Here is a 23,980-nt window from a genome sequence, read left to right as displayed (position 1 = left end):
ATGGTCAGATTCGCTCTGGCTCACCAATGACTATAGTCGTTGATGACGCTTGCCGTAGTAGCTGAACGAATTTTCGGAACCCTCCAGTGCCAACAACACTCACGCGCTTATCTTGCTGCCATTTCAGGCGGCGTTTTAACACGATGATTTTGTCAGCTATTTCGCCACTTCAGACAAATCTACATCTGCTTTCTGGACGACAACTGCTGCCCGTTACGACAAGCAGAAATCGACCAGTGGCAGACAATGAACCGCCTTCAGGTCGACAGAATAAAGGTTGATATGAGAAATGCTCTGGGCAAACGAGTCGTTGTCATCAGTGCCGGCATCGTGGGCACTTCGCTGGCGTATCACCTAGCTGATAAAGGCGCGAATATCATCTTGGTTGAGGCTGAAGGTAATCAAAGATGCGGCTCGTGCAGCGATGGTGCTGTACCTAACGAATAGTCGAGATCGGTCTTCGGGAAGCTGAGCGGTAGCCTTTGCGAATATTGTCACTGACCGCTTTTGGCCGGAAGCAGACGATCGGCGCGCTGCATGTGTGAGGAACATTTCTTTAAGGGAAAACCCTCATTGTTGGGCCTACGTCACGCTACTAGCATGAACCTCGGCAATCGGCCCATTCGTAGGAGAAAACCCATGACTACCTTGCAGAGTGACGACAAGCGCCCCACTCCGGATCAGGCGGAGGACAATGCCTTTTTTCCCTCCCCATACTCGCTTAGCCAATTTACCTCGCCAAAATCTGATCTGAGTGATGCGGATTACGCTAATCCCTACCGAGGTGGCCGCTGGAAGATTTTGCTGATTGGCGCCGATGAGCGCTACTTACTGACCGACAACGGAACAATGTTTTCCACCGGTAATCACCCAGTCGAGACGTTGTTGCCCATGTATCACCTCGACAAAGCCGGTTTCGCGTTCGACGTTGCGACCCTGTCAGGCAATCCAGTGAAATTCGAGTTCTGGGCCATGCCTAGCGAAGATACCGAGGTCAAGGATTTCTACGCCAAATACCGTGAGCAGTTCAAAAAACCTTTGAAGCTGTGCGAAGTGGTTGAGAAGGCGCTGGGGCAGGATTCGGATTACATCGGCGTTTTCATACCTGGCGGGCACGGCGCGCTGATTGGATTGCCGGAGAGTGCCGACGTGAAAGCGGCTTTGCATTGGGCAATCACCAACGACAAATTTGTGATTTCCTTATGTCACGGCCCAGCAGCAATGCTCGCGGCGGGCATTGGTGAGTCTAGGAATTCCTACATATTCAACGGCTACAAGATCTGCGCATTTCCAGACAGTCTCGACGCAAAGACGCCCGACATAGGGTATATGCCTGGGCATCTGACGTGGAAATTTGGTGAGCAGTTGAAATCCTTGGGAGTTGAGATCATCAATCAGGATATTTCAGGTGCGACGCTCCAAGACCGCAAGTTGCTGACCGGCGACAGCCCATTGGCAGGCAACAATCTGGGCAAGTTGGCAGCTGAAGCATTGTTGAAAGAGGTTGCATCGGAGTGAGCGACGGGCCGGCCGAAACAGCGATGCGCGCTGCTCTGGAGATAGAGACGGCGCGCACGCTTGAATCAATCAAGAAATCCGTCAGGGGTTTCGCCACACCCTACGGTTATGATCGATTCGTGCTGTTTTCTGCATCGACGGCAAGTGAGGAAGTGGTTGAGCATATCTACTGGGTCGAAGGCGATTGGTTCGATAACGGCCAAGCGGTGGATGCCGAGACTTACGTTCGACATTGTCCGGTGACTCGTCACCTTTTGAATGCTCGGCAATCCTTCTTTTGGCAGAAAGAGCAGGTTAAGGGAGAAGAGCGTTACCGGATGATTCGTTCTCCAGGTGGACCAGGAATTCAGGGGTTGCAGGTGCCAGTTTTTGGCCCACAGGGGCTTGAGGGCGCAATGAGCTTGGGGGGGGGAGCCGGTGGATGGGAGCGCGCGGGTGCGCTTGGGACTCAGCCTGGTTGCGACGGCCGCTTTTTTCGCGGCTCGGCGGTTGCTTGAGGCGCCATTGGACGAAGCGTTAAGAACCCTTTCCCCGCGAGAGCGCGAAGTCATGGAATGGACGGCTGCCGGAAGACGGCAAGCGGATATTGCAGCGACTCTCGGTTTGTCGGAGCGTACAGTTGAAAATCACCTGCGCTCAGCACGCCGACGTCTGGGCGTGACAACGACAGCACAAGCCATCAGGATGGCCATTCGTAACGGCGAGATCGATGGGTAAGGACGCGGCAAGACGAGTGCTAGACGGTTTGGACTTCCGAGTAATTTCCTCATCAACTGATCTGAGTGTCCACTGTTGGCCGCAAGACGCCACTCCCGACCGCCTGCTTTTGGCCGATAGCTGCCAGCCAACGTCAACTATTTCCAACTCAGCGCAGACATTACACGGGATGGCGTTGGATTATCTCCAAACGTCATTCGAAGCCGTTCTTCCGCCATCCTCACGCCCCGTGTTCAAAATATCTCTTGGCACGCTCTTCAATTTTGATGAGCGATGGAATTCACCGGTACTGAACTCCATCCGGTCATCGCGGCCCCTGCACCCGATTCATGTGGTGTGCTGAACCAGTGATCACAAATACCAGCGATACTCCCGCGCACTGATCTCCTGCATGAATGCCAGGTGATCCTGACGTTTGTTCTCGCAATACACGTCGACAAACTCGGCGCCCAGTCCCGCACGCAGTTGCGGCTGAAGCTGCAAGGCGCGCACCGCGTCGAGGATTTCCGTCGGGAAATCGATGCCGCTGTTGCGATCGTCGTTGAGTGGCGGGATCGGTTCCTTGCCTGATGCCAGACCATGTTCCAGGCCCACCAGAATTGCCGCCAGCACCAGATACGGGTTGGCGTCGGCGCCGGCCAGCCGGTATTCGATGCGCAGGTTTTTCGTGTCCGATTCGGGAATGCGCAGGCAGGCGTCGCGATCCTCGTAACCCCAGCTCGCCTTGGTCGCGGTGTTCACCGTGCCGCTCAGGCGGCGCATGGCGTTCTGGTTCGGGGCGAAGATCGGCATGCTGTGCGGCAGCAGATCCAGGCAGCCGGCCACCGCGTGGCGCAGCGCTTGCTGGTGATTGGCCGCCAGCAGGTTGTTGCCGGCCGCGTCATACAGGCTGACATGCACATGCATGCCGCTGCCCGGATGCTGCACGTACGGCTTGGCCATGAAACTGGCGCGATAGCCATGCTTGAGCGCAACGCCGCGGGTGCTGCGACAGAACAGCGCCGCCCAGTCGGCGGCGCGCAAACCGTCATCCAGATGGCCGAAATTGATTTCGAACTGCCCCGGTCCCAGTTCGGCGGTGATCACCGTGGCGTCGATGCCCTGAGCTCGCGTTGCTTCCACCATTTCATCAAGCACTGGGGCGAAGCGCGACAGACGCTCGATGTGCATGTTCGGCTGATCATCGGCGTCGTCGGTCAGCTCGTCGCGAGGGAATTGCGGCAGGCCGTCGCGCAGTTTTTTGTCGAACAGATAGAACTCCAGTTCGAAGGCCACCACCGGGTGAATGCCTTTGCCCGCCAATCGATCCAGTACCTTCGCCAGCACTTCGCGGGGTTCGAACTCGATCGGTTTGGCGGTGCCGTCGGAGGTAATCAGCATCTGCCCCAGCGGCTGCGCTTCCCAGGTCACCGGTTTGAGCGTGCCCGGCACCAAGCGCCGCACAGCGTCCGGGTCGCCGTCGTTGAAGCAGTAATCGCCAATCTTGAACAGACCGCCCTGCACGCCGAGCAGCACGCAGTTTTGCGGCAGTTTCAGCGCACTGCCCGCCGCGACTTTTTCGAGCATGTCCACCGGATAGCGCTTGCCGTAAAAATGCCCCGGAATGTCCAGGGAAATCAGGTCGACATAACGCACCTCGGGGTAGCGTTGGCGAAACGCGCGCACTTCGGCGAGCAGGTCAGAGCAGACAGCGTCCATCGTGTTCATCCTTTGTTGTTATCAGGTGTAGACCCAGAGCACGCGGGTGAGCTGCCCGGTGCGGTTGCCGTAGCGGCAATGGGTGTGACTGTCGAATTGAAAGCTGTCGCCGGCCCTCAAGGTCACCGGCTCGTCGTCGTTGCCCAGCCACAAGGTCAGTTCGCCTTCAAGGACGTAGCCGCCCTGCTCCGAGCTGTCGCTCATGTGCCGGTCGCCACTGCTTGCGCCGGGTTCCAGATGACTTTCGAGCATGGAGAACGAGGCACGCATCTGCGGCGACACCAGAATGTCGGTGATGCCATTGGCGTAATACAGCGTGCGTCGTTCGTCCGGACGGGTGACCCACGGCACTTGTTTGGCTTTGGGCAGGCTGTAGAAATAGGTGGTCGGCACGCCGAGGGTTTCGCTGATCGCGGTGAGGTCGGCCACGGTCGGGCGCGACAGCCCACGTTCGACCTGCGAGAGAAAACCCACCGAACGGCCGATCTTGTCGGCCAGCTCTTTGAGGGTGTATTTCTTGTGCTTGCGCAGGTCGTGGATCAGGATCGCCAGCGCAGCGATTTCTTCTTGCTTGTTCATGATCAAAATCTCATCAAATGCTGTCGCGCAGGCGATACCAGGCCTTGCCGATAGCCTCCAGCGGTGCGGCGAAGTGCTTGCCGCCGGGGAAACGGCCATTGCTCAGGCCCTGGTACAACGCCAACTCATCGTCCTTCCCGAGAATCGCATCGGACACCGCACGGGCGGCGGCCAGCGTCGGCAACACGCCGTGCCCCGAATAACCCTGAAGCCAATAACGATTGCCCTCGCCGCCGACATCCGGCGTACGGTTCATGGTCAGATCGATATGCCCGCCCCAAGCGAATTCCACCTCTACACCTTTAAGCTGCGGAAACACGCGTTCGAGAAACGGCCGAGTCGCCGCCGCAATGTCCTTGGGCATGCCGCCCAGATAGGTGCAGCCACCGCCGAACAACAAGCGGTTGTCCGGCGTGCGACGGAAGTAATCGAGAACAAACTGGTTGTCGGTCACGCAGACGTTACTCGGCAGCAGCGCGATGGCTTGCTCCGGTGTCAGCGGCGCGGTGGCGACTTGATAAGTGCCGACCGGCAGGATGCAGCTGGAGAGTTGCGGGTCGAGCTCATCGAGATAGGCGTTGCAGGCCAACACCAGCACGTCGGCCTTCACCGCACCGCGCTCGGTATTGACCCGGAAACCGCTGCCCTCCTGCTGATAACTCAACGCTTTGCTTTGCTCATGAATACGCCCGCCGGCCCGCTCGATGGCGGCGGCCAGCCCGAGGGCGAGTTTCAGCGGATTGAGGTGTGCGCCTTCGGCGTCAAAGAGCCCCGCCTGATAACGATCGCTGGCGACCCACCGCGGCAAGTCTTCACGAGGAATGAACTGCAGACCGTCGTGGCCCCACTTGTGACTGGCTTCGTGTTGCCACTCAGTCAGCAGGCTGACCCGACGCGGCATCACCGACGTCCACAAATGGCCCGGGCGATAGTCGCAATCGAAACCATGCCGCCCGGGCAATTCACGCAGCTCCTGCGCAGCCCAACGCATGCCATCCCACAGACGCCTGGCGCGCTCATGGCCGAGCGCCGCTTCCAGTGGCGGCATGTCGCACGACCAGCCCAGAATCGCTTGCCCGCCATTACGCCCGGACGCGGCCCACGCCACGCGACTGGCTTCGAGTACGGTGACGCGCTTGCCGGCCAAGGCCAGACGCAACGCGGTGTGCAGCCCACTGAAACCGGCCCCGATGATCACCACCTCGGTCTCGTGCGCACCTTCCAGTGCCGGTCGTGTGCTGAGAATATCGGCGCAACTGTGGGCGTAATAACTGGCGACATGCTGCTGGGATTGCTGAAACATTCGGCGCCTCATGAAATTTATTTCTTATAATTTCATGAAAATCTACAGAACAAATTTCATATCGGCAACCGACAACTGTTTCACTCACACAGATCAATGCTCCAGCGCATAACGCCGGCAATGCTCCAGATAACCTTTCTCATGGCTGCCAACCAACTGCACAACACTGGACCACAGCCACGACGGTGCATCCAGTGTCTTCGAGCGGCACGCTTGCAGTTCACGCATCCATGACGCCCGGGTGCTCATGTCCATCTGCCGGGCATGGGCCAGCCCCACGACGCGGGCCAGATAGCCGGCGGCGAGCATCGCGTCGGTCTGGCTCAACTGATCCAGTTCCAGTTTCATGTCTTGAGGCAGCAGTTCGCGGATGAAGAAGCCATGGTCGAGCACCCGTGTGGCGATCATCCGATTGCCCAGGCCCGGCGAGAGAAAACGCGCGCCTTCAACCACACGTTTGCCGTTGTCGCGCGGCATCGCGGCTCGCGCCACCCGAGGTGCGGCGGCGGCAATCGCTTCCTTGATATCCAGCAGGCAATATTCCTGATCATCGCCCTCGCCCACACCGAGTAGCACCGCATAACGCTTGAGTCCCAGCGAGCTGCAGCCTTTGACCCAATAGGCCGAGTCGAGCATTTTCACCCGGTCGTCCTTGTTGCGGCCCTTCAATGAGGTCACCAGCGTGTGCAGGTCTGGCGTGGCGCAAAGGGTCTTCAGCGCACTGCGTTCTTCCCGTGACAGCGACCAGAAATGCTTGCCCAGCGGAATAGTTGGTTTGGTGCTCTCGATGCGCTCCTGGGCCAGATGCTTCCAGGTGCGCTGCACCGCGCTGCGCATGCCGGCCTTGACTTGCGCAGGTCTTGGCGGCTCTTTGTCGACGTCGTCTTCGAATGCTTGTTCATAGCCGCGCATCATCTCTTCAAGCATGCGGGCGGTGGCGACGCCGGGCAGGTCCGAACCTCGGGCGGCGGTGGCCAAGGACAGCGCCAGGCGTACCAGATCATGCGCGGGGTTGCCGATAACGGTTTGGTCGAGGTCGCGGATGTGGATGTCGATGCGCCCCTTCAGATCGCCGGTCGGCCCGAGATTGCCGGCGTGACAATCGCCGCAGATCCACACCGCCGGCCCTTTCGGCAGGCTGCGCCCGGGCTGGCTGTGCAGCCACTCATAAAACTGCACCGTACTGCCACGGACATAGGCGTGGGCGGAGCGGGCCATTTTCAGATTGCGCAGTTGCGACAGGGGTTCAAGACGTGCGGAGGGCCGTGGGGTTTTCATGGACGCTTCTTGCAGAGAATGTGTCCTGTTGACCGCCGGCCACTTGCAAATGTTTCAAAGTATTACAAAGGCAACTCCACCCGAGCCAGCAAGCCACCGCTGCTGCGATTGCTCAAACTCAGTTCGCCGCCCTGCTCGCGCACGATGGCCCGCGCCGCCGACAGCCCGAGCCCGACACCACCAGTCTCGCGGTTGCGCGAGGTTTCCAGGCGAAAAAACGGGTCGAACACCCGCTGCAACGACGCTTCGGGAATCCCCGGCCCGTTGTCACTGACGTCGATGCACACGCTGTAACCGTCGCTGCTCAGGGCGATTGCCGGCTGCTGCGCGTACTTTTCGGCGTTTTCCAGCAGATTGACGATCACCCGTTTGATCCCCAGCGGCCGGCCCTCGTAGACCAGATGCGCCGGGCCGGTGAAATCGATGGCAATGTTCTGGTCGCGGTAGTCGTCAATGATCGTCTGCAACAGTTCCGACAGGTCGAACGCGGTGCTTTGCTCCGGCTGAGTGTCTTCCCGAAAGAACGCCAGTGCCGCGTTGATCATCGACTGCATTTCTTCGATGTCGCGGATCAGTTTGCCCTGATGATCAAAGTCCTCCATGAACTCGCTGCGCAGGCGCATGCGGGTCAGCGGTGCGCGCAAGTCGTGAGAAATCGACGCGAGCATGTGCGTGCGCTCGCTGATGTAGTGCTGAATCTGCGCCTGCATGGTGTTGAAGGCGATGATCGCCTGGCGGATCTCGTCGGGGCCTTCGACTTTGATCGGCGGCGCACGCAGATCACCGCCAAAACGCCGGGCGGCGCTGGCAAAGCGTTGCAGTGGCTTGGCCAGTTGCTGCGTGGCCAGCCAGGCCACCAGCACGGTGGCGATCAGGCCGAGGGCGATGATGATCGCGATGCGCGTGCCGATGTCCAGGCCCCAGGAGCGTTCGGGCGAAGAGAACAGCAGCCAACTGGCATCCGGCAGTTGAATCAGCGCCGCATAGCGGCCCAGCGGGCTGCCGCTCGGCCAGTCAGCGGGATTGAACACCCGAATGTCTCGCTCATCGCCCAACAACTGATGCAACCCCGACGTCTTGTTGGCGAGGAGCTGCGTGCCACCTGCTGGCAATCCAAGTTCGTCGCGTTGCGCACTCCACGTCACCTCCTGCGTCGGGCCGGTTGCCGCGTGCGCCAGTTTCGGACGTAAAGGCGCTGGTGCGGCCTCGATCACTTTGACGGTCGCGGCAATCTGCTCCAGCAACCCGGTACGTTCAATCGGTGGCCGCGCCCAGGTCCCGGCCACCTCCACGAACAGGAAATTGAGTGCCAGCGACGCGAGCATGGCCGCGACGATGGTCAGCGCGATCCGCCGACTCAGCGGATCACGGCGCAGGAATCGATGGATCATGAACGAGTGACCTTGGCGGTGAACATATAACCGCCGTTGCGCACGGTGCGGATCAGGTCCGGGCGCTTACTGTCCGGCTCGATCTTGCGCCGCAAGCGGCTGACCTGCACGTCGATGCTGCGATCGAAGGCGTCGTGGCCCTGACCACGAGACAGGTCGATCAATTGTTCGCGGGTAAGAATGCGCTGCGGGTGTTCGAGAAACACCACCAGCAGATCGAACTCGCCACCGGACAGCGGAATCATCACGTTTTCCGGGGAGCGCAGCTCGCGACAGGTGATGTCCAGATGCCAACCGGCGAAGGCGATCACCGGCCGCGAAGGTTCACTCGCAGGGCTGACCTGCTCACCGGCGCGACGCTGCACGGCGCGCAGGCGGGCCAGCAGTTCACGTGGGGCGAACGGTTTGGTGACATAGTCGTCGGCGCCCAGTTCGAGGCCGACAATCCGGTCGCTCAATTCGCCCATGGCGGTCAGCATGATGATCGGAATGCCCATCTGCGCGCGCACTTTCTGGCACAGGCTCAGGCCACCCTCGCCGGGCAGCATCAGGTCGAGAATGATCGTGTCCGGGCGCTGCTGCGCAATTGCCGCCCACATCGCTGCGCCGTCGGCAGCGACATCGACCTCGTAGGCGTGCTGGACGAAGAACTTCTTCAGCAGGGCGAGAATTTCCACGTCATCGTCGACGATCAGCAGTCTGCTCACGGGCACAGGATCCTCAGGCCAAAAAAGAACGCATCTAAAACTATTCTGGCGGGCGGGTCATATATTTCAATCGAGCAACATTCCGTCGTCCCGGACATCAAGCGGACATTCTGCGGCAAAAACCCTCAGGCACCCTGCACGCCATCGACAACCGGGGGGCTTTCAATGAGCGCATTGCACAACCGTTATACCGCCGAGGGCCACGACGCCCGCTATCCGTTGATTCTCAGCCAGCGCACCAGCGCGCCCGAGCAGGATACGCCGCTGTTGTTCCAGGAGTTCTGCCTGGGCCTGTCAGATGATCAAAGCCGTATCGTCCTGCGCCGCTATTTCGAGCAGTACGGCCCCGGCGATTCGCAATGGGTCGAGTACGTGCATTCGATTCCGACCGCCGACCTGATCCAATGGATCATGAGCCACGGCCAGCTGCACATCGAATGCTCGGACAACACCCCGCCGCTCTCCTCCCCAATCACTGCCCGCGCTTGAACGATGCGGGGCAAAAGCGCAAAACAAGGATTCGCATGATAAGAAGCCATTGCTTGATGTCGGTGCTGTGTACGGCGTCCCTCAGCCTGTCGGCCTGCAGCAGCAAAACCGTCGAACCGCAGAAGTACACGGGATTCCTGCACGATTACAGTGTGCTCAGCGAGCACCAGTCGCCATCGGGGCAGATGGTGCTGGGCTGGGTCAGCCCGGCGCTGGCCCGGGGGCGTTATACCCAGGCCTATCTGGCGCCCAGCCAGTTCTACCCCAGCGCCGCGCCGACCGAGCGGATCCCGCTGAGCACGCTGTCCGGCGTCACCGACTACTACGACGCCGCGCTCAGGCTGGAACTGGGCAAGGTCATGCACCTGGTGTCGCAACCCGGCCCGAATACCCTGACCGTCAGACCGGCGATCACCCGCGTCGCCGCCAGCACTCAGGGCCTGCGCTTTTATGAATGGCTCCCGGTGACCTTGGTTGCCGCCGGCGTGAGCACCGCAACCGGCATCCGCGATCAGGACAGCGAAATCACCACCGAAGTCTCATTCGAAGACGGCACAACCGGCGAAGTGGTCGCCGAAGTCGTGCGCAAGGGCATCGGACTACCGCTGGAAAACGACAAACAGGTGCTGACCGCCGATGACGTCAAAGCGGTGCTGGACGGTTGGGCCAGTGATCTTGGGAAGTCCTACCTGGCGACCCGTCGTTAGCCGAGCGACTTTTTCAGCTAGCCTTGCTCACTGAATGTGCTGACCTATTCGCGAGCAAGCCCGCTCTCACAGGGGAACTGCATTCCAATGTGGGAGCGAGCCTGCTCGCGAAAGCGGTGTGTCTGGCAACTAATCACTAGAGACTTTCAGCGATCGAAAACACCGTAGACAAGGTCCTGGGCAATCTGCCGGGTTACCAGTTGTTCAAGGACACCACCACACGCTTTGCCGGGATGGAAAACCCCGACGGCTCGAAGGTTGGCCTGATTGCCGAGGAACAAGGCTGGCGCTTGTGTCTGGTGGTGGAAAGTCTCGGTGACTGGATGACGGTGTACATGCCGGATGGCGGAACGGCCGGTGGCACGGCGGGCGAAGTGCGCTTGCTGCATGCTCGCGAAGTGATCATTACCGAGCTGTCGTGGCTGACCATGGCCGCCGGGTTGCGCCGTGGCGGACGCGGGATGCTGGAGTTGATGCAGCCGTGGTTGCCGAAAACCTGAAAACCACTACTCGCTGCTCAAAATGCCATGGCAGATCAAACCCAGCACACCGCGCATGTGTTCGGCATGTGCCGCCCTGTCCGGCTCAGGCTCGGTCGCCAGACGGATAAACGCCATGTTCGCGTACTGGTTGAACAGCGTCGCGGCCACATCGAGATCGACCGCCGCACGCACCTTGCCCTGCGCCTGAAAATGCCCGAGCAGCGTCTTGGTCTCTTCGATCACCGCCGCATTCCACGGACTCAACGCCTGAGCCAGTTCACCCGTGAGCAGAAACGGCGCCAGTTCACGCCACAACGAGGCCGGCATCGCTTGCAGTTGGTAGTCGGTCATTAGGCCTTCGAACTCGCACAGCGCCTCCAGCGGATCACTGTCGTCATCCAGATTGGCCCGCGCCTCGCGCATCGCCTGCTCGTCCGGCTGTTTGAGCAAGGCCAGCAGAATCTCCTGTTTGCCACCGAAATAATTGACCACCGTCGGCGCGGAAACCCCGGCCTGGACCGCGATCTGGTCCAGCGTGGTGGCCGCAAAACCGTTGGTCTTGAACAACTCCAGCGCTGCCTGCGCGATGACTTCCCTGCGCTGTTCCTTTTGCCGTTCTCTGAGCCCGCTCATGGTGCTGATGTCCTGTCTTGCTGATCGGCGTCAGCCTACGGATTTCTTTTTTCACCGACAAATATTTTCTTTACAAAAATATTTTTAAGTGACAAATATTAACCGTGCACCGCTGGAATGAACGCGCACCCACTTGCCCCGTTTCTCTGGAGAACCGCCATGTCCGCCGAATTCGATCCGACCCGTAGCACCCGCGATTATCAGGCCGCCGACGCCGCCCACCACATTCACGCGTTCGTCGATCAGAAAGCCCTCAACGAGGAAGGCCCGCGGGTGATGGTCAGCGGTGATCGCTTGGCGCTGTGGGACAACGACGGCAATCGCTACCTGGACGGCATGTCCGGCCTGTGGTGCACCAACCTCGGTTACGGGCGCAAGGACCTGGCCGCTGCCGCCAGCGCACAGCTGCAACAACTGTCCTACTACAACATGTTCTTCCACACCACTCACCCGCAGGTGATCGAGCTCTCCGAGCTGTTGTTCAGCCTGCTGCCCCAGCACTACAGCCACGCGATCTACACCAACTCCGGCTCGGAAGCTAACGAAGTGCTGATCCGCACCGTGCGCAAGTTCTGGCAGGTGATGGGCCAGCCTGAGAAGAAAATCATGATCGGCCGGTGGAACGGCTACCACGGCTCGACCCTGGCTGCGACGGCGCTGGGCGGCATGAAATTCATGCACGAAATGGGCGGCACCATCCCTGACGTGGCGCACATCGACGAGCCGTACTGGTTCGCCCACGAAGGTGATCTCAGTCCGGAAGAATTCGGCCTGCAGGCGGCGCGGCAACTGGAAGACAAGATCCTCGAACTGGGCGCCGACAAGGTCGCGGCGTTCGTCGCCGAACCGTTCCAGGGCGCCGGCGGCATGATCATTCCGCCCGCTACCTATTGGCCGGAAATCCAACGCATCTGCCGCAAATACGATGTGCTGCTGTGCGCCGACGAAGTCATCGGCGGTTTCGGTCGCACCGGCGAATGGTTCGCGCACCAGACCTTCGGTTTTGAACCGGACACCCTGTCCATCGCCAAAGGCCTGACCTCCGGCTACATCCCCATGGGCGGGTTGATCCTGTCGCGACGCATGGCCGAGGCGTTGGTGGAAAAAGGCGGCGTGTTCGCTCACGGCCTGACCTACTCCGGGCACCCGGTGGCGGCTGCGGTGGCGATTGCCAACCTCAAGGCGTTGCGCGATGAAGGCGTGGTCACTCAGGTGAAAAACGACACCGGCCCGTACCTGCAGAACTGCCTGCACGAAGTGTTCGGCAACCACCCGCTGGTGGGTGAGGTTCAGGGCGTCGGACTGGTGGCGGCATTGCAGTTCGCCGAAGACAAAGCCACCCGCAAGCGTTTCGCCAACGAGAACGACATCGCCTGGCGCTGCCGCACCATTGGTTTTGAGGAAGGCCTGATCATTCGCTCAACGCTGGGCCGGATGATCATGGCCCCGGCGCTGATCGCCACACGGGTCGAGCTGGATGAACTGGTCGACAAGACACGCATCGCCGTGGATCGCACGGCTCGCGAATACGGCGTGCTGTAACGCATACCCCTTGTAGGAGTGAGCCTGCTCGCGATAGCGGTGTGTCATTAACATCGATCTAAACTGATCGACCGCTATCGCGAGCAGGCGAAGGCCTACAAGGAAATCAGGAATGGCTTGAACTCAGCACATCGGCTCAATCCAGCCCGGTTGATCCTGCCCATCATCAGCAGACCTTCCCTGATTGTCGGTCTCTCACGATGGCTCCCTCAACACCACGCTTTGCATTGTTGGCACTGCTTTGCGCAGCGAGCGACAGTGCTTTGGCCAATGACTTCTTCGACGACGCCAAAACCGAAGTGCTCAGCCGCAACTTCTACCTGAGCAACGACTACCGCTCACCCTCTCCCTCCGGCAAAAACTATAAACAGGAATGGGCCCAGGGCTTTATCGGCACGTTCACCTCTGGCTACACGCCAGGCACTGTCGGATTCGGCATCGATGCCCATGCCTTTCTCGGCCTGAAACTCGATGGCGGCAAAGGACATTCCGGCACGGGTCTGTTGCCGGTCGACAGCAATGGTCGCAGTGAACCGAACTACTCCAGCGCTGGCGGCGCGTTCAAACTGAAAGCTTCACGCACTACCCTCGCGTTTGGCGAAATGACGGTGGAAACGCCGGTGTTCGACACCTCGGACAAGCGCCTGCAACCGGAATACGCTACAGGTTTGCTAGTGAACAGTCGTGAAATCGACAACGTTAACTTCACGGCCGGCCACTTCACCGCATTCAAGAATCAGGACAGCTCTTCGAGCCACGGCGACTTTTCCGGTTACGGCGCCACTACCGAGGCTGGCGGAATCAGTTTTCTCGGCGCCGATCTGTTCGGCGACAGTCCGGTCGGTGGATCGCTTTACGCCTCGGACCTGACTGACACCTGGCATCAGTACTACGCCAATCTGCACTTCAAACAGTCCGGCCTGTTGCTCGATGCCAACCTCTACCACACCCGCGATACCGGTCGGGCGCTGGCCGGGGCGATCGACAACACCGCGTTCAGCCTGTCCGGCAAGTACAGTTTCGGCCCGCACGCGATCATGCTCGGCTGGCAACGCATCAATGGCGACACGCCGTTCGACTTCGTGGGCGGCGACTCGATCTACCTCGCCAACTCGATCAAATACGCCGACTTCAACGGCGCCGGCGAACGCTCCTGGCAAGCACGCTACGACCTTGACCTCGGCGCCTTCGGCATCCCTGGCCTGACCTTCATGACCCGCTACGTCTCCGGCGACCACATCGACGGCACTCACGCGCCCAAGGGCGGCGCGTACAACCCGTTCGATGCCGAGACTGGCGACTATCAGCCGCAGCAAGGCGCTGGCGGCAAGCATTGGGAACGGGATATCGATCTGAAATACATCGTGCAATCGGGCACGGCGAAGGACCTGTCGGTGCAGCTGTCGCATGTCTCGCACCGGGCCAACGAGGCACAGGCCGGGGATGATATCGACCGGATTTATTTAGTGATTCAGTACCCGTTGGGGTTCTGATGGCTGGTGGTTAAACCCAGCCTCTGGCCCGATGTCGCCCTACGAATCCATCGACTGGAAAACCAATCCCCTGTGGGAGCGAGCCTGCTCGCGAAAGCGGCGGATCAGTCGACATAGACGTTGAATGACTTACCGCATTCGCGAGCAAGCCCGCTCCCACAGGGGGGGGGGGATTGGGTGAGGTTTGGAATATTGCGTAATTGGCGGAAGGCAGCCGGAGTCGAACCTGCCCGGGAACGGATGCCGTCCCCAACCGGGTTTGAAGCCCGGCCGCGCCACCGGGCGCGATTGCCTTCCTTTGAACTCAGGGTGCGTCGGCACTGGCCAGCGCGTTGTCGTGGCGGATCACCCGGGATTCGCCGATGCGCCGGGTCAGGCCGAGGCGATCGAAGTATTCCAGGTAGTGAATACAGCGTTTGCGTCCCAAGCCTAGCGCATCACGGAAGGTTGTCACCTGGATCGACGGATTTTCCTGCTCCAGTTGCAACAGAATGTTGGCCATGCGCCGCAGTTGCCCGTCAGACAGAAACAGGTCGCGCACCACTTGGTGCATCAATCCCAAGCGCGCCAGTTTGCGCAACAGCAGGCGCACCATCGCATCTTCCACGCCCAACACTTTGGCGACATCACGTACCCACGGCGGATCAAACCCGGCCTGCTCGAACAGCGGCTGCATGCGCTGCCACAGGGTTTCGTCTTCGGCATTCAAACGCACCTGATGATCCGGCAGATGCAACCACGGCCCGCTGGCGTTGATCGATCCGGCGGCGCGCAGTTCTTCCAGCAGGCTGACAAAGGTCGAGCGCTCCAGCGCCAGACCACTGAAGCGTCGCAGGCGGTCGCGATCCGGTCCCATCTGGTCCGGTTCCAGCTCGTGCAATTTCGCCAGTTGCTCCAGCAGGGTGAACTTCAACTGCCCCCAGCGCTGCACGTTGAACAGCACCGGCCCTTGGCGGGTGTCGATCAGGCGCACGTTGGCTGGTAGCGCCCAGTCTTCACGCTGACGATTGAATTGACGCTCCAGCCGTTGCGGATCGAGGCCGCCAGCGCTGTGGTCGAGCAACAGCGGCAGCGCTTGTTCAAGACTATCGCTGCCCACCAGCGCTTGCAGTTGTGCCAGCCGCTCCGGGCTGCGGCGTTGACGGGCCGGGGCGAACGGGTCGAGTACCTGACCGCCACCGAGGGTGCGTTGCGCGCTGTGGTCACGCAGGATCAGGCGATCGCCCTTCACCGCGTGCACCGGGGCGTTGATCAGTAATTGCGCGAACATGCGCTGACCGGGACTCAAGCGCGGGCCTTCGAGCAACGCCACGCGGGCGATGATGTCTTGCGTACCGAGGTGCACATGCACCGGGTGAAAGTGTTCGAAGGTGCGCTCACCGGGCAGCAGTTGAAATTCGATATCGACCCGTTGCGTCGGCGCATGCAGCCATTCGGCCAACAGCCATTGGCCGCGATGGATCTGCTCCAGGGTCAATCGATCGCCACTGATGTTCAGCGCCACCCGTTGCCCGGCGAAGGCCTGCTCGGCGGCCTGATTTTGCGCGTGCAGTCCTCGCACCCGCACCGATTTCCCGGACGGCCCGAGGGCCAGTTTGTCCCCGACACCCACCGTGCCCGACAACGCCGTGCCAGTGACCACAATCCCGGCGCCCGCCACGCTGAAGGCGCGGTCGATGGCCAGGCGAAAACCACCATCGCGACTGCGCTCATGCACTTCGCTTTGAATCTGCAGCAAGCTCTGGCGCAGTTCATCGACGCCCTGCCCGGTCACGCTCGACACCGTCAGCGTCGGCGCATCGGCGAATGGCCCGGCTTCGAGCAGATCGAGAGTCTGCCGCTGCACCTCCTCCACCCTGCCCGCTTCAACCCGATCGCATTTGGTGATCGCCACCAGCGCCCGGGGAATGCCCAACAACTGGACAATCGCCAGATGCTCGCGGGTCTGCGGCATCACCCCGTCGTCCGCCGCCACCACCAGCAACACCAGATCAATGCCCTGCGCCCCGGCAAGCATGTTGTGGGTGAATTTCTCGTGGCCCGGCACGTCGATGAACCCGGTCAGCCCGGCACCGGCTTCCAGTTCCGCGTAGAGATAACCGAGGTCGATGGTCATCCCACGCTCGCGTTCCTGCGGGCGGCGGTCGCCGGTTTGCCCGGTCAGGGCTTGCAGCAGCGAGGTCTTGCCGTGGTCGATGTGCCCGGCGGTGCCGACGATCACGACTCGACCTGCAACTGCGGCAACTGCGCCAGCCACGCCGGCTCGTCATCGAGTTGGCGTAGATCGAGCCATAGCGCGTCGTCGTCAATTCGACCCAGCACCGGAATCGGCAAATTACGCAACGCAGCTTCCAGATTCAGCAGACAACGCCCGCGCAAACGCTTGGACACTTGCGGGCGCAAGCACAGCGCCGCACTCGGCAACCGCGCCACCGGTTGGCTGCCGCTGCCGATCATGCCCAACGCCTGCACGGCGCTGACCTGCCACGGTTCGCCCAAGACTTCAGCCATCGCCGGTTGCAAACGAGAGGCCTGGGCGAGAATGTCGGCTTGCGGGCGAGTCAACAGCCGCAGGCTCGGCAGACGTTCAGCGAGGCGATCCGGATCGCGATACAGGCCAAGCACCGCTTCCAGCGCCGCCAGGGTCAACTTGTCGACACGCAAGGCGCGTTTCAACGGATTCTTCTTGATCTTCGCGATCAGTTCTTTGCGCCCGACAATCAACCCGGCCTGCGGGCCGCCGAGCAATTTGTCACCGCTGAAGGTGACGATGTCTGCACCGTCGAGCAGCGCCTGGCGCACTGTGGGTTCCGCCGGCAGGCCCCAACGGGTCAAGTCCAGCAGACTGCCGCTGCCCAGATCCTCCAGCAGCGGCAAGCCGTGCCGATGGGCCAGCTCGGCCAGTTCGGCGGTGGGCACCCGGGCGGTAAAGCCTTCGATGCTGTAGTTGCTCGCGTGCACGCGCATGATCAAACCACTGCGCGGGCTGATCGCCGCTTCGTAGTCGCGGGCGTGGGTGCGGTTGGTGGTGCCGACTTCATGCAGGCGCACACCGGCGCGGGCCATGATGTCGGGGATGCGGAACGCGCCACCGATTTCGATCAGTTCGCCGCGCGAGATGATGCCTTCCTTGCGCGCGCCGAGGCTGTTCAGCGTCAGCAACACCGCAGCGGCATTGTTGTTGACCACGGTGACGGCTTCGGCGCCGGTCAGTTCGCGGATCAGGCCTTCGATCAGGTCGTCGCGATCACCGCGCTTGCCGGTCGCCAGATCGAATTCCAGATTGAGCGGATAACGTGCGGCCATCTGCACCGCGTCGATGGCTTCATCCGGTAACAACGCCCGGCCAAGATTGGTGTGCAGCACCGTGCCGGTGAGGTTGAACACCCGCCGCACGTTGCTGCGCTGCTGCTGGGCCAGACGCTCACCAACCCGCCCGGCGAGCACGTCAGGGCTGATTTCGACGGCTGACAATTGGCCGTTCAACACGCTGGATCGCAACTCATCGAGCAACTGGCGCAAGCTGGCCAGCAACGACTCGCGACCATAACGCTCGGCCAACGGCACACAGGCCGGGTGACGCAACAAACCATCAATGGAAGGCAACCGCAGGGCAACGCTCGAAGACATCAGCCACTCCCGAAAAAACAAGACTGTCCGGCGAGTGTAGACGTTCTGGTCATTCGTCTCCCGGCGCCAGCATCAGATTCGGTGCCAGACGCTGAATACCGTCCTGCGCCAGACGCATGTCGAGCAGCAGGCTGCTGAGATCCGCCGACAACGCTTCGCCTTCGGCATCGTTCTCCAGATAGACCAGTTTCAGGTAGCTGTTGCAGCCTGGGCAGACTTCCGCCCGAATCGGCGCCTGATTGGCCGCATGCCGATCATCCTCAAGACTCAGGTAATCCAGGCCTTTGCTCGACTCGCAATACACGCACTTGACCCGCACCACGTGCCATTCGCAGGCGCACAACGAACACACCAGATAGCGCAGGCCGTTGTGTTTTCCGCGATGGCGGATCACCCCGGCCATCGCTGGTGAACCACAGCCCGGGCACTGGCTGAGGCTGTCGCCGGGTTTCAGTTGCAGGTTCGGTGCGCTGAGCAGCCAGTGGCTCCACGCCGCTTGCAGCCCGGCGCCGAGAAACGGCACCAACTGTGCCGGCACCATCGAATATTGACCGCTGACCAACGCCACCGCCCACGCACGCAACTGGCCGGCACTGGCGCTGCGCAGTGTGGCGAGCGCGTCGACTACGGCGGGTTGATCGGGCGGCACATAGCGTTGCAACAGAGCATCCAGATAAACCTGCCAGCCCTCCTCGCGCACCAATGTGTCGGCAGCAAACGGCGGCAAACCATGCAACTGACAGGCTTCGATCCTTTGCTGATCAAACGGTGCCGTCAGCGGTGGATCGTCGAAAACCTGCTGCTGAGCCCGGCACAATCCGGCGATCAGTCGCAGGTAATCGGCCAGCGGATGCCCGTGAGCCAATTGCTCCAGGCGCTGGGCGCGCAAAGTGAACAGATTGTGCGGCGGCAGGTGCAGAAACGGCGGCGAACTGGCCGCCGCTTCGATTTCCCCGGGTTCAAGAATGGTTGCCAAAAGTCAGCCCTTTTTGGTGATCGGTCGCTCCGGTACGTCCGGATTGCGTTCATCGCGGGTGATGTCGCGATACCACAGTTCGTGGTGTTTCCTGGCCCAGGCGCGGCTGACCCAGCCATGCAGCATCGCGTCCACCGAACCCTTGATCCACAGGCCTGCGTAGATGTGCACGATGATGCTGAGGATCAGTACAAACCCGGCCAGCGCATGCAGGAGCATGGCCCAGCGGATCACGGTGATGCCGAAGTAAGCACTGAAATACGCGCGCCAGATCACCAGACCGGTGAACAGCAAACCGAGCATGCACAGCAGTAAAGTCCAGAACAGCATCTTCTGCCCGGCGTTGTACTTGCCCACCGGCGGCACGCTTTCCTCGTCGTTAACCAATACCCGATCAATGCGGCGCATCCACTTCCAGTCGTTGTCGATGAAGAAGTTCGCGCGCCAGAAGCGGAACACCAGGCCGAGGAACAACACGAACATCAGCACGCCCATGAACGGGTGCAGAATTCGCGTCCACGGCCCGCCGCCGAACAGGTTAGTCAGCCAGAACATCGACGGATGAAACAACGCCAGCCCGGACAGCCCGGCCATGAAGAACAGAATCGCCACCAGCCAGTGATTGGTGCGCTGGTTGGCGGTGTAGCGCAGGATCGTCTTGTTGCTCATGGCCGGTCCTCCCCGCGTGGATCGAAGGTGTGCACCGCCGGATCGACGACGTGCACCGAAGTATCCGGTGGCGCCGGATGATCATCTTCCTCGACTCGATTCGGCCCGATGCGCACATAGTGGAAGAAACCGGCGAGCACCGCCGCACCCATCGCCAGCAGGCCCAACGGTTTGCTGATGCCTTTCCACAAGCCCACCAGCGGGCTGATGGCCGGCGCCTCTGGCAACCCGGCGTAGATCTTCGGCGTGTCGGCGTGGTGCAACACATACATCACGTGAGTGCCGCCGACGCCTTCCGGGTCATACAGCCCGGCGTTGTCGAAGCCACGGCTTTTTAAATCGACGATGCGTTCGGCGGCGTGTTCCTTCATGTCTTCCTTGGTGCCGAAGACGATGGCGCCGGTAGGACAGGTTTTCACGCAGGCCGGCTCCAGCCCTACCGCGACGCGGTCGGAACACAAGGTGCATTTGTAGGCCTTGTGATCCTTCTGCGAGATGCGCGGAATGTTGAACGGGCAACCGGTGATGCAGTAACCGCAGCCGATGCAGTGATCCTGATCGAAATCGACGATGCCGTTGGCATGCTTGATGATCGCCCCGGGACTCGGACATGCCGCCAGGCAACCCGGCTCGGCGCAATGCATGCAGCCGTCCTTGCGGATCAGCCACTCCAGGTTGCCGGCGTCGGTTTCGTGTTCGGTGAAGCGCATCAAGGTCCAGGTTTCTGCGCTCAGGTCCTGCGGGTTGTCGTAGGTGCCGTGGTTGTGGCCGACCTCGTCGCGCAGCTCGTTCCATTCCGAGCAGGCGACCTGGCAGGCCTTGCAGCCAATGCATTTGGTGGTGTCGATCAGCTTGGCCACCGCCTCCTGATTCCTCACCGAGGGCGGCACCGTGGTGGTGGCCGAGCGGGCAATGATGTCTTGGCTGGCCATTTACAGTTTCTCCACGTTGACCAGGAATGACTTGGATTCCGGGGTCTGTGTGTTGCCATCGCCGAGGAACGGCACCAGGGTGTTGGTCAGATAACCGTGGCGCGTCTGGCCGGTGAATCCCCAGTGCAGCGGGATACCGATCTGATGCACCACCTGGCCGTTGACCTGCAGCGGCCGGATGCGTTTGGTCACCACCGCCACCGCCTCGATGAACCCGCGTTTGCAGCTGACCCGCACCCGATCTCCAGCCGCGATGCCCTTCTCCTTCGCCAGCACTTCGCCGATTTCGACGAACTGCTCGGGCTGGGCAATCGCATTCAACTTGCAATGCTTGCTCCAGAAGTGGAAGTGCTCGGTCAGCCGGTAACTGGTGCCTGCGTACGGGAAGTCCTTGGCTTCGCCGAGGCTTTCCCAGACCGAATCGAAGATCCGCGCCGCCGGGTTGCTGGTGGCTTTCTTGTTTTGCGGGTGCAGCGGGTTGATGCCGATCGGCGTTTCGAACGGCTCGTAGTGCTCGGGGAAAGGCCCTTCGTTCATCTTGTCGACGGCGAAGAACCGCGCCACGCCTTCGGGGTTCATGATGAACGGGTTCATCCCCGCTTCCGGCGGCACATCGGCCTTGTAGTCCGGCACGTCGGTGCCGCCCCAGGCCTTGCCGTTCCACCACACCAGACGTTTTTTCGGATCCCACGGTTTGCCCGCGACGTCCGCCGAAGCGCGGTTGTAGAGGATCCGCCGGTTGGCTGGCCACGCCCAGGCCCAGCCCTGATGCTGATGCATGCCATACGGGTCGGCATTGTCACGCCGGGCCATCTGGTTGCCGGCCTCGGTCCAGCTGCCGGCGAAGATCCAGCAACCGGACGCGGTGCTGCCGTCGTCCTTGAGCAACCCGAACCCGGCCAGTTGCGAGCCGGCCTTGACCGCCACGCCGCTGGCATCGGTGAAGTCGACCATGGCGCTGCCGTTGATCTCTTTGGCCAGCTCCTCCGGCGATGGCTCGTCGGGGATCTTGTACGGCCACGACAGGTTCAGCAGCGGATCGGGGAACTTGCCGCCCTCGGCCTGATAGCGCTTGCGCAGACGCAGGAACAGTTCGCTCATGATGCGGATGTCGGTCTGCGCTTCGCCGGGGCCGTCGGCGCCTTTCCAGTGCCATTGCAGCCAGCGACTGCTGTTGACCAGCGAGCCGTCCTCCTCGGCAAAGCAAGTGGTCGGCAGGCGAATCACTTCGGTCTGGATCTCGGCGCTTTTCACGTCGTTGTACGGCCCGACGTTTTGCCAGAACTCCGAGGTTTCGGTGGCCAGCGGATCCATCACTACCAGCCATTTGAGTTTGGCCAGCGCAGCCATCACCCGGTTCTTGTCCGGCAACGCAGCGATCGGGTTGAAGCCCTGGCACATGTAGCCGTTGACCTTGCCCTGGCTCATCAGGTCGAACATTTTCAGGACGTCGTAGTTCGGAATGTCGAGTTTCGGCAGGTAGTCGTAATTCCAGTTGTTCTCCAGCGTCGCGTTGGCGCCGTACCAGGACTTCATCAGGCTGACGTGGAATTTGCTGTAGTTCTGCCAGTAGGACAGCTGCCCCGGACGCAACGGCATTTGCGTACGTTTTTTGATAAAGGCGTTGTAGTCCTGCTCGGCATCGCCACCCAGGGTCAGATAACCCGGCAGCGAATTGGACAACAACCCGAGGTCAGTAAGGCCCTGAATGTTCGAGTGTCCGCGCAAGGCATTGACCCCGCCGCCCGGCATGCCGACGTTGCCCAGCAGCAGTTGCACCATCGCCGCACTGCGGATGATCTGCGCGCCGATCGAGTGCTGCGTCCAGCCGAGTGCATAGAGGATGGTCATGGTCTTGCCCGGCGTGGAGCACGTGGCAATCTCATCCCAGATTTTCTGCATGGCATCGACCGGCATCCCACAGATCTGGCTCGCCAGCTCAATGTTGTAGCGGCTGTAATGCTGCTTCATCAATTGATAGACGCAGCGTGGATCCTGCAGGGTCGGGTCGACCTTGACGAAGCCGTCCTCGCCCAACTCGTAACCCCAGCCGGATTTGTCGGTGTAGCTGCGCTTGGCCGCGTCGTACCCGCTGAAGATGCCGTCTTCAAAGCTGAACCCGGCTTTGACGATGAACGAAACGTCGGTGTAGTTGCGCACGTATTCGTGCTGGATCTTGTCCTGAGTCAGCAGGTAATTGATCAATCCGCCCATGAAGGCGATGTCGGTACCGGTGCGGATCGGCGCGTAATAGTCGGCCACCGAAGCGGTCCGGGTAAAACGCGGGTCGACCACGATCAGCCGGGCAGCGTTGTGCGCCTTGGCCTCGGTCACCCATTTGAAGCCGCACGGATGCGCTTCTGCTGCGTTGCCACCCATAACCAGGATCAGATTCGCGTTGGCGATATCGGTCCAGGTGTTGGTCATGGCACCACGGCCGTACGTCGGGGCAAGACTTGCCACCGTCGGGCCGTGTCAGACACGCGCCTGGTTATCGAACCCCAGCATGCCAAGACTGCGAATCACCTTCTGGGTGATGTAACCGGCTTCGTTGGACGCGGCCGACGCGGCGAGGAACCCGGTGGTCAGCCAGCGATTCACCGTTTGCCCGGTGGAATTTTTCTCGATGAAGTTGGCGTCGCGGTCGGCCTTCATCAGGTCGGCGATGCGATCCAGTGCTTCATCCCAGCTGATCCGGGTCCATTCGCTGCTGCCGGGCTTGCGCATTTGCGGGTATTGCAGACGGCCCGGGCTGTGAATGAAGTCCAGCAGGCCCGCGCCTTTCGGGCACAGGGTGCCGCGGTTGACCGGGTGGTCGGCGTCGCCCTCGATGTGAATGATATTTTGCGCGACGTTCTTCGCGGCATCGCCCTGGCTGTACATGATCAACCCGCAACCGACCGAGCAATACGGGCAGGTGTTGCGGGTTTCATGGGTGTGGGCAAGCTTGAAGTGACGCACCTGCTCGGCGAAGGCAGGCGTCGGGGCCATGCCCAACGCGCCCAGGCTAGAGCCTGCAAGGCCGATACCGGCGACCTTGAAGAATTGACGACGGCTGAGATCCATCGTGCACTCCTGATCAGGTGGAACCCGGTACTTGAGCCGGGCTTTTTCTGGACAAACACGGTTACGGCAGAATGCCTGCCGGCTTTTTCACTGTAGACAATGACCACACACTCTGTGTGAAAACCGACCGTCGGCGACAATCGGTCATGCCCTGGAAAACCTGTGGGAGC

21 protein-coding genes, 1 tRNA gene and 1 pseudogene are annotated in these 23,980 nt (G+C 61.0%); 9 read left to right on the top strand and 14 right to left on the bottom strand.

From position 1 onward, the window contains the following. Window positions 1-282: 282 nt before the first annotated feature. The 4 genes and pseudogenes from VLA07_RS16745 to VLA07_RS16730 form a co-directional block, all read left to right on the top strand. Window positions 283-396 (top strand): annotated as a pseudogene (locus VLA07_RS16745) (FAD-dependent oxidoreductase); the annotation flags it as partial. A gap of 243 nt (window positions 397-639) precedes the next feature. Further along, a complete protein-coding gene (hchA, locus tag VLA07_RS16740; RefSeq protein ID WP_096797810.1) occupies window positions 640-1,518 on the top strand; it encodes a glyoxalase III HchA in 879 nt (292 codons plus the stop codon). A 23-nt stretch (window positions 1,519-1,541) separates the two neighbouring features. After that, window positions 1,542-2,015: an autoinducer binding domain-containing protein gene (locus VLA07_RS16735; RefSeq protein ID WP_333989747.1), complete on the top strand. Its 474-nt coding sequence runs from the start codon at window positions 1,542-1,544 to the stop codon at window positions 2,013-2,015. Window positions 2,016-2,067: 52 nt separating this feature from the next. Beyond that, complete coding sequence (locus tag VLA07_RS16730) at window positions 2,068-2,235, top strand: LuxR C-terminal-related transcriptional regulator (protein ID WP_256588620.1); 168 nt, start codon at window positions 2,068-2,070, stop codon at window positions 2,233-2,235. Window positions 2,236-2,586: 351 nt separating this feature from the next. On the opposite strand, the gene VLA07_RS16725 is transcribed toward VLA07_RS16730, so the two are convergent. The 6 genes from VLA07_RS16725 to VLA07_RS16700 all read right to left on the bottom strand — a co-directional run bounded on the left by VLA07_RS16725 (window position 2,587) and on the right by VLA07_RS16700 (window position 9,191). Next, window positions 2,587-3,933: a glutamine synthetase family protein gene (locus tag VLA07_RS16725; protein WP_333989745.1), complete on the bottom strand. Its 1,347-nt coding sequence runs from the start codon at window positions 3,931-3,933 to the stop codon at window positions 2,587-2,589. 21 nt (window positions 3,934-3,954) lie between these two features. Beyond that, window positions 3,955-4,512 (bottom strand): helix-turn-helix domain-containing protein, encoded by a 558-nt coding sequence (locus VLA07_RS16720; RefSeq protein WP_333989743.1) that lies wholly within the window; start codon window positions 4,510-4,512, stop codon window positions 3,955-3,957. Window positions 4,513-4,525: 13 nt separating this feature from the next. Beyond that, window positions 4,526-5,815, bottom strand: coding sequence for an NAD(P)/FAD-dependent oxidoreductase (locus VLA07_RS16715; RefSeq protein ID WP_333989741.1), 1,290 nt, complete (start codon window positions 5,813-5,815; stop codon window positions 4,526-4,528). 93 nt (window positions 5,816-5,908) lie between these two features. Further along, a complete protein-coding gene (locus VLA07_RS16710; RefSeq protein ID WP_333989740.1) occupies window positions 5,909-7,093 on the bottom strand; it encodes a DUF2252 family protein in 1,185 nt (394 codons plus the stop codon). A 62-nt stretch (window positions 7,094-7,155) separates the two neighbouring features. Next, entirely contained in the window at window positions 7,156-8,484 is a 1,329-nt protein-coding gene (locus VLA07_RS16705) for an ATP-binding protein (protein WP_333989738.1), read from the bottom strand. Continuing rightward, window positions 8,481-9,191: a response regulator gene (locus VLA07_RS16700; protein WP_027614282.1), complete on the bottom strand. Its 711-nt coding sequence runs from the start codon at window positions 9,189-9,191 to the stop codon at window positions 8,481-8,483. Before VLA07_RS16700 ends, VLA07_RS16705 begins: the two co-directional genes overlap by 4 nt. 165 nt (window positions 9,192-9,356) lie before the next feature. Between VLA07_RS16700 and VLA07_RS16695 the strand changes: the two genes are divergently transcribed. The 3 genes from VLA07_RS16695 to VLA07_RS16685 all read left to right on the top strand — a co-directional run bounded on the left by VLA07_RS16695 (window position 9,357) and on the right by VLA07_RS16685 (window position 10,887). Next, window positions 9,357-9,680 carry a hypothetical protein gene (locus VLA07_RS16695; RefSeq protein ID WP_097089845.1) on the top strand — a complete coding sequence of 108 codons (324 nt, stop codon included), beginning with the start codon at window positions 9,357-9,359 and terminating at the stop codon, window positions 9,678-9,680. Window positions 9,681-9,736: 56 nt separating this feature from the next. Then, window positions 9,737-10,387, top strand: coding sequence for a DUF3313 domain-containing protein (locus VLA07_RS16690; RefSeq protein ID WP_442969549.1), 651 nt, complete (start codon window positions 9,737-9,739; stop codon window positions 10,385-10,387). A 200-nt stretch (window positions 10,388-10,587) separates the two neighbouring features. Beyond that, on the top strand, window positions 10,588-10,887 hold the full coding sequence (locus VLA07_RS16685) for a hypothetical protein (RefSeq protein WP_333989734.1): 300 nt from the start codon (window positions 10,588-10,590) through the stop codon (window positions 10,885-10,887). Between the two features lie 6 nt (window positions 10,888-10,893). Here the strand turns inward: VLA07_RS16685 and VLA07_RS16680 are convergent, their stop codons facing one another. Beyond that, complete coding sequence (locus VLA07_RS16680) at window positions 10,894-11,502, bottom strand: TetR/AcrR family transcriptional regulator (protein WP_333989732.1); 609 nt, start codon at window positions 11,500-11,502, stop codon at window positions 10,894-10,896. Window positions 11,503-11,661: 159 nt separating this feature from the next. Between VLA07_RS16680 and VLA07_RS16675 the strand changes: the two genes are divergently transcribed. Together VLA07_RS16675 and VLA07_RS16670 are read left to right on the top strand one after the other, a co-directional pair. Further along, window positions 11,662-13,044, top strand: a complete 1,383-nt coding sequence (locus tag VLA07_RS16675) for an aspartate aminotransferase family protein (protein ID WP_333989730.1) — start codon at window positions 11,662-11,664, stop codon at window positions 13,042-13,044. Between the two features lie 200 nt (window positions 13,045-13,244). Further along, window positions 13,245-14,537 carry an OprD family porin gene (locus VLA07_RS16670; RefSeq protein ID WP_333989729.1) on the top strand — a complete coding sequence of 431 codons (1,293 nt, stop codon included), beginning with the start codon at window positions 13,245-13,247 and terminating at the stop codon, window positions 14,535-14,537. 201 nt (window positions 14,538-14,738) lie between these two features. Here VLA07_RS16670 and VLA07_RS16665 read toward each other — a convergent pair. The 7 genes from VLA07_RS16665 to fdnG form a co-directional block, all read right to left on the bottom strand. Then, a tRNA-Sec gene (locus VLA07_RS16665) sits at window positions 14,739-14,834 on the bottom strand. Between the two features lie 7 nt (window positions 14,835-14,841). Further along, complete coding sequence (gene selB / locus VLA07_RS16660) at window positions 14,842-16,758, bottom strand: selenocysteine-specific translation elongation factor (protein WP_333990208.1); 1,917 nt, start codon at window positions 16,756-16,758, stop codon at window positions 14,842-14,844. After that, on the bottom strand, window positions 16,755-18,167 hold the full coding sequence (selA, locus tag VLA07_RS16655; protein ID WP_333989727.1) for an L-seryl-tRNA(Sec) selenium transferase: 1,413 nt from the start codon (window positions 18,165-18,167) through the stop codon (window positions 16,755-16,757). The genes selB and selA overlap by 4 nt, the downstream gene beginning before the upstream one ends. Window positions 18,168-18,216: 49 nt before the next feature. Then, the gene (gene fdhE, locus VLA07_RS16650; RefSeq protein WP_333989725.1) at window positions 18,217-19,143 is read right to left on the bottom strand and encodes a formate dehydrogenase accessory protein FdhE; all 927 of its coding nucleotides are present in this window, start codon (window positions 19,141-19,143) and stop codon (window positions 18,217-18,219) included. Window positions 19,144-19,146: 3 nt separating this feature from the next. After that, the gene (locus tag VLA07_RS16645) at window positions 19,147-19,812 is read right to left on the bottom strand and encodes a formate dehydrogenase subunit gamma (RefSeq protein ID WP_202368235.1); all 666 of its coding nucleotides are present in this window, start codon (window positions 19,810-19,812) and stop codon (window positions 19,147-19,149) included. Next, entirely contained in the window at window positions 19,809-20,744 is a 936-nt protein-coding gene (gene fdxH / locus VLA07_RS16640; RefSeq protein WP_333989723.1) for a formate dehydrogenase subunit beta, read from the bottom strand. The genes VLA07_RS16645 and fdxH overlap by 4 nt, the downstream gene beginning before the upstream one ends. Continuing rightward, complete coding sequence (gene fdnG / locus VLA07_RS16635; RefSeq protein WP_147304812.1) at window positions 20,745-23,810, bottom strand: formate dehydrogenase-N subunit alpha; 3,066 nt, start codon at window positions 23,808-23,810, stop codon at window positions 20,745-20,747. Window positions 23,811-23,980: the final 170 nt, after the last annotated feature.

Origin of the sequence: Pseudomonas sp. S3(2024) (assembly GCF_036861315.1) — a bacterium.
GTDB lineage: Bacteria > Pseudomonadota > Gammaproteobacteria > Pseudomonadales > Pseudomonadaceae > Aquipseudomonas > Aquipseudomonas putida_A.
The sequence above is the reverse complement of the archived record's forward strand: the minus strand, read 5'-3'. Positions and strand labels throughout refer to the sequence as shown.

Excerpts from the sequence above, each read along its gene's own strand:
- VLA07_RS16675 (WP_333989730.1), top strand. The coding sequence starts at position 11,662 with ATGTCCGCCGAATTCGATCCGACCCGTAGCACCCGCGATTATCAGGCC.
- VLA07_RS16730 (WP_256588620.1), top strand. The coding sequence starts at position 2,068 with ATGGAATGGACGGCTGCCGGAAGACGGCAAGCGGATATTGCAGCGACT.
- VLA07_RS16715 (WP_333989741.1), bottom strand. The coding sequence starts at position 5,815 with ATGTTTCAGCAATCCCAGCAGCATGTCGCCAGTTATTACGCCCACAGT.
- VLA07_RS16645 (WP_202368235.1), bottom strand. The coding sequence starts at position 19,812 with ATGAGCAACAAGACGATCCTGCGCTACACCGCCAACCAGCGCACCAAT.
- VLA07_RS16670 (WP_333989729.1), top strand. The coding sequence starts at position 13,245 with ATGGCTCCCTCAACACCACGCTTTGCATTGTTGGCACTGCTTTGCGCA.
- VLA07_RS16720 (WP_333989743.1), bottom strand. The coding sequence starts at position 4,512 with ATGAACAAGCAAGAAGAAATCGCTGCGCTGGCGATCCTGATCCACGAC.
- VLA07_RS16695 (WP_097089845.1), top strand. The coding sequence starts at position 9,357 with ATGAGCGCATTGCACAACCGTTATACCGCCGAGGGCCACGACGCCCGC.
- VLA07_RS16690 (WP_442969549.1), top strand. The coding sequence starts at position 9,737 with ATGTCGGTGCTGTGTACGGCGTCCCTCAGCCTGTCGGCCTGCAGCAGC.
- selA (WP_333989727.1), bottom strand. The coding sequence starts at position 18,167 with ATGTCTTCGAGCGTTGCCCTGCGGTTGCCTTCCATTGATGGTTTGTTG.
- VLA07_RS16680 (WP_333989732.1), bottom strand. The coding sequence starts at position 11,502 with ATGAGCGGGCTCAGAGAACGGCAAAAGGAACAGCGCAGGGAAGTCATC.
- VLA07_RS16735 (WP_333989747.1), top strand. The coding sequence starts at position 1,542 with ATGCGCGCTGCTCTGGAGATAGAGACGGCGCGCACGCTTGAATCAATC.
- VLA07_RS16705 (WP_333989738.1), bottom strand. The coding sequence starts at position 8,484 with ATGATCCATCGATTCCTGCGCCGTGATCCGCTGAGTCGGCGGATCGCG.
- fdxH (WP_333989723.1), bottom strand. The coding sequence starts at position 20,744 with ATGGCCAGCCAAGACATCATTGCCCGCTCGGCCACCACCACGGTGCCG.
- hchA (WP_096797810.1), top strand. The coding sequence starts at position 640 with ATGACTACCTTGCAGAGTGACGACAAGCGCCCCACTCCGGATCAGGCG.
- VLA07_RS16710 (WP_333989740.1), bottom strand. The coding sequence starts at position 7,093 with ATGAAAACCCCACGGCCCTCCGCACGTCTTGAACCCCTGTCGCAACTG.
- VLA07_RS16725 (WP_333989745.1), bottom strand. The coding sequence starts at position 3,933 with ATGGACGCTGTCTGCTCTGACCTGCTCGCCGAAGTGCGCGCGTTTCGC.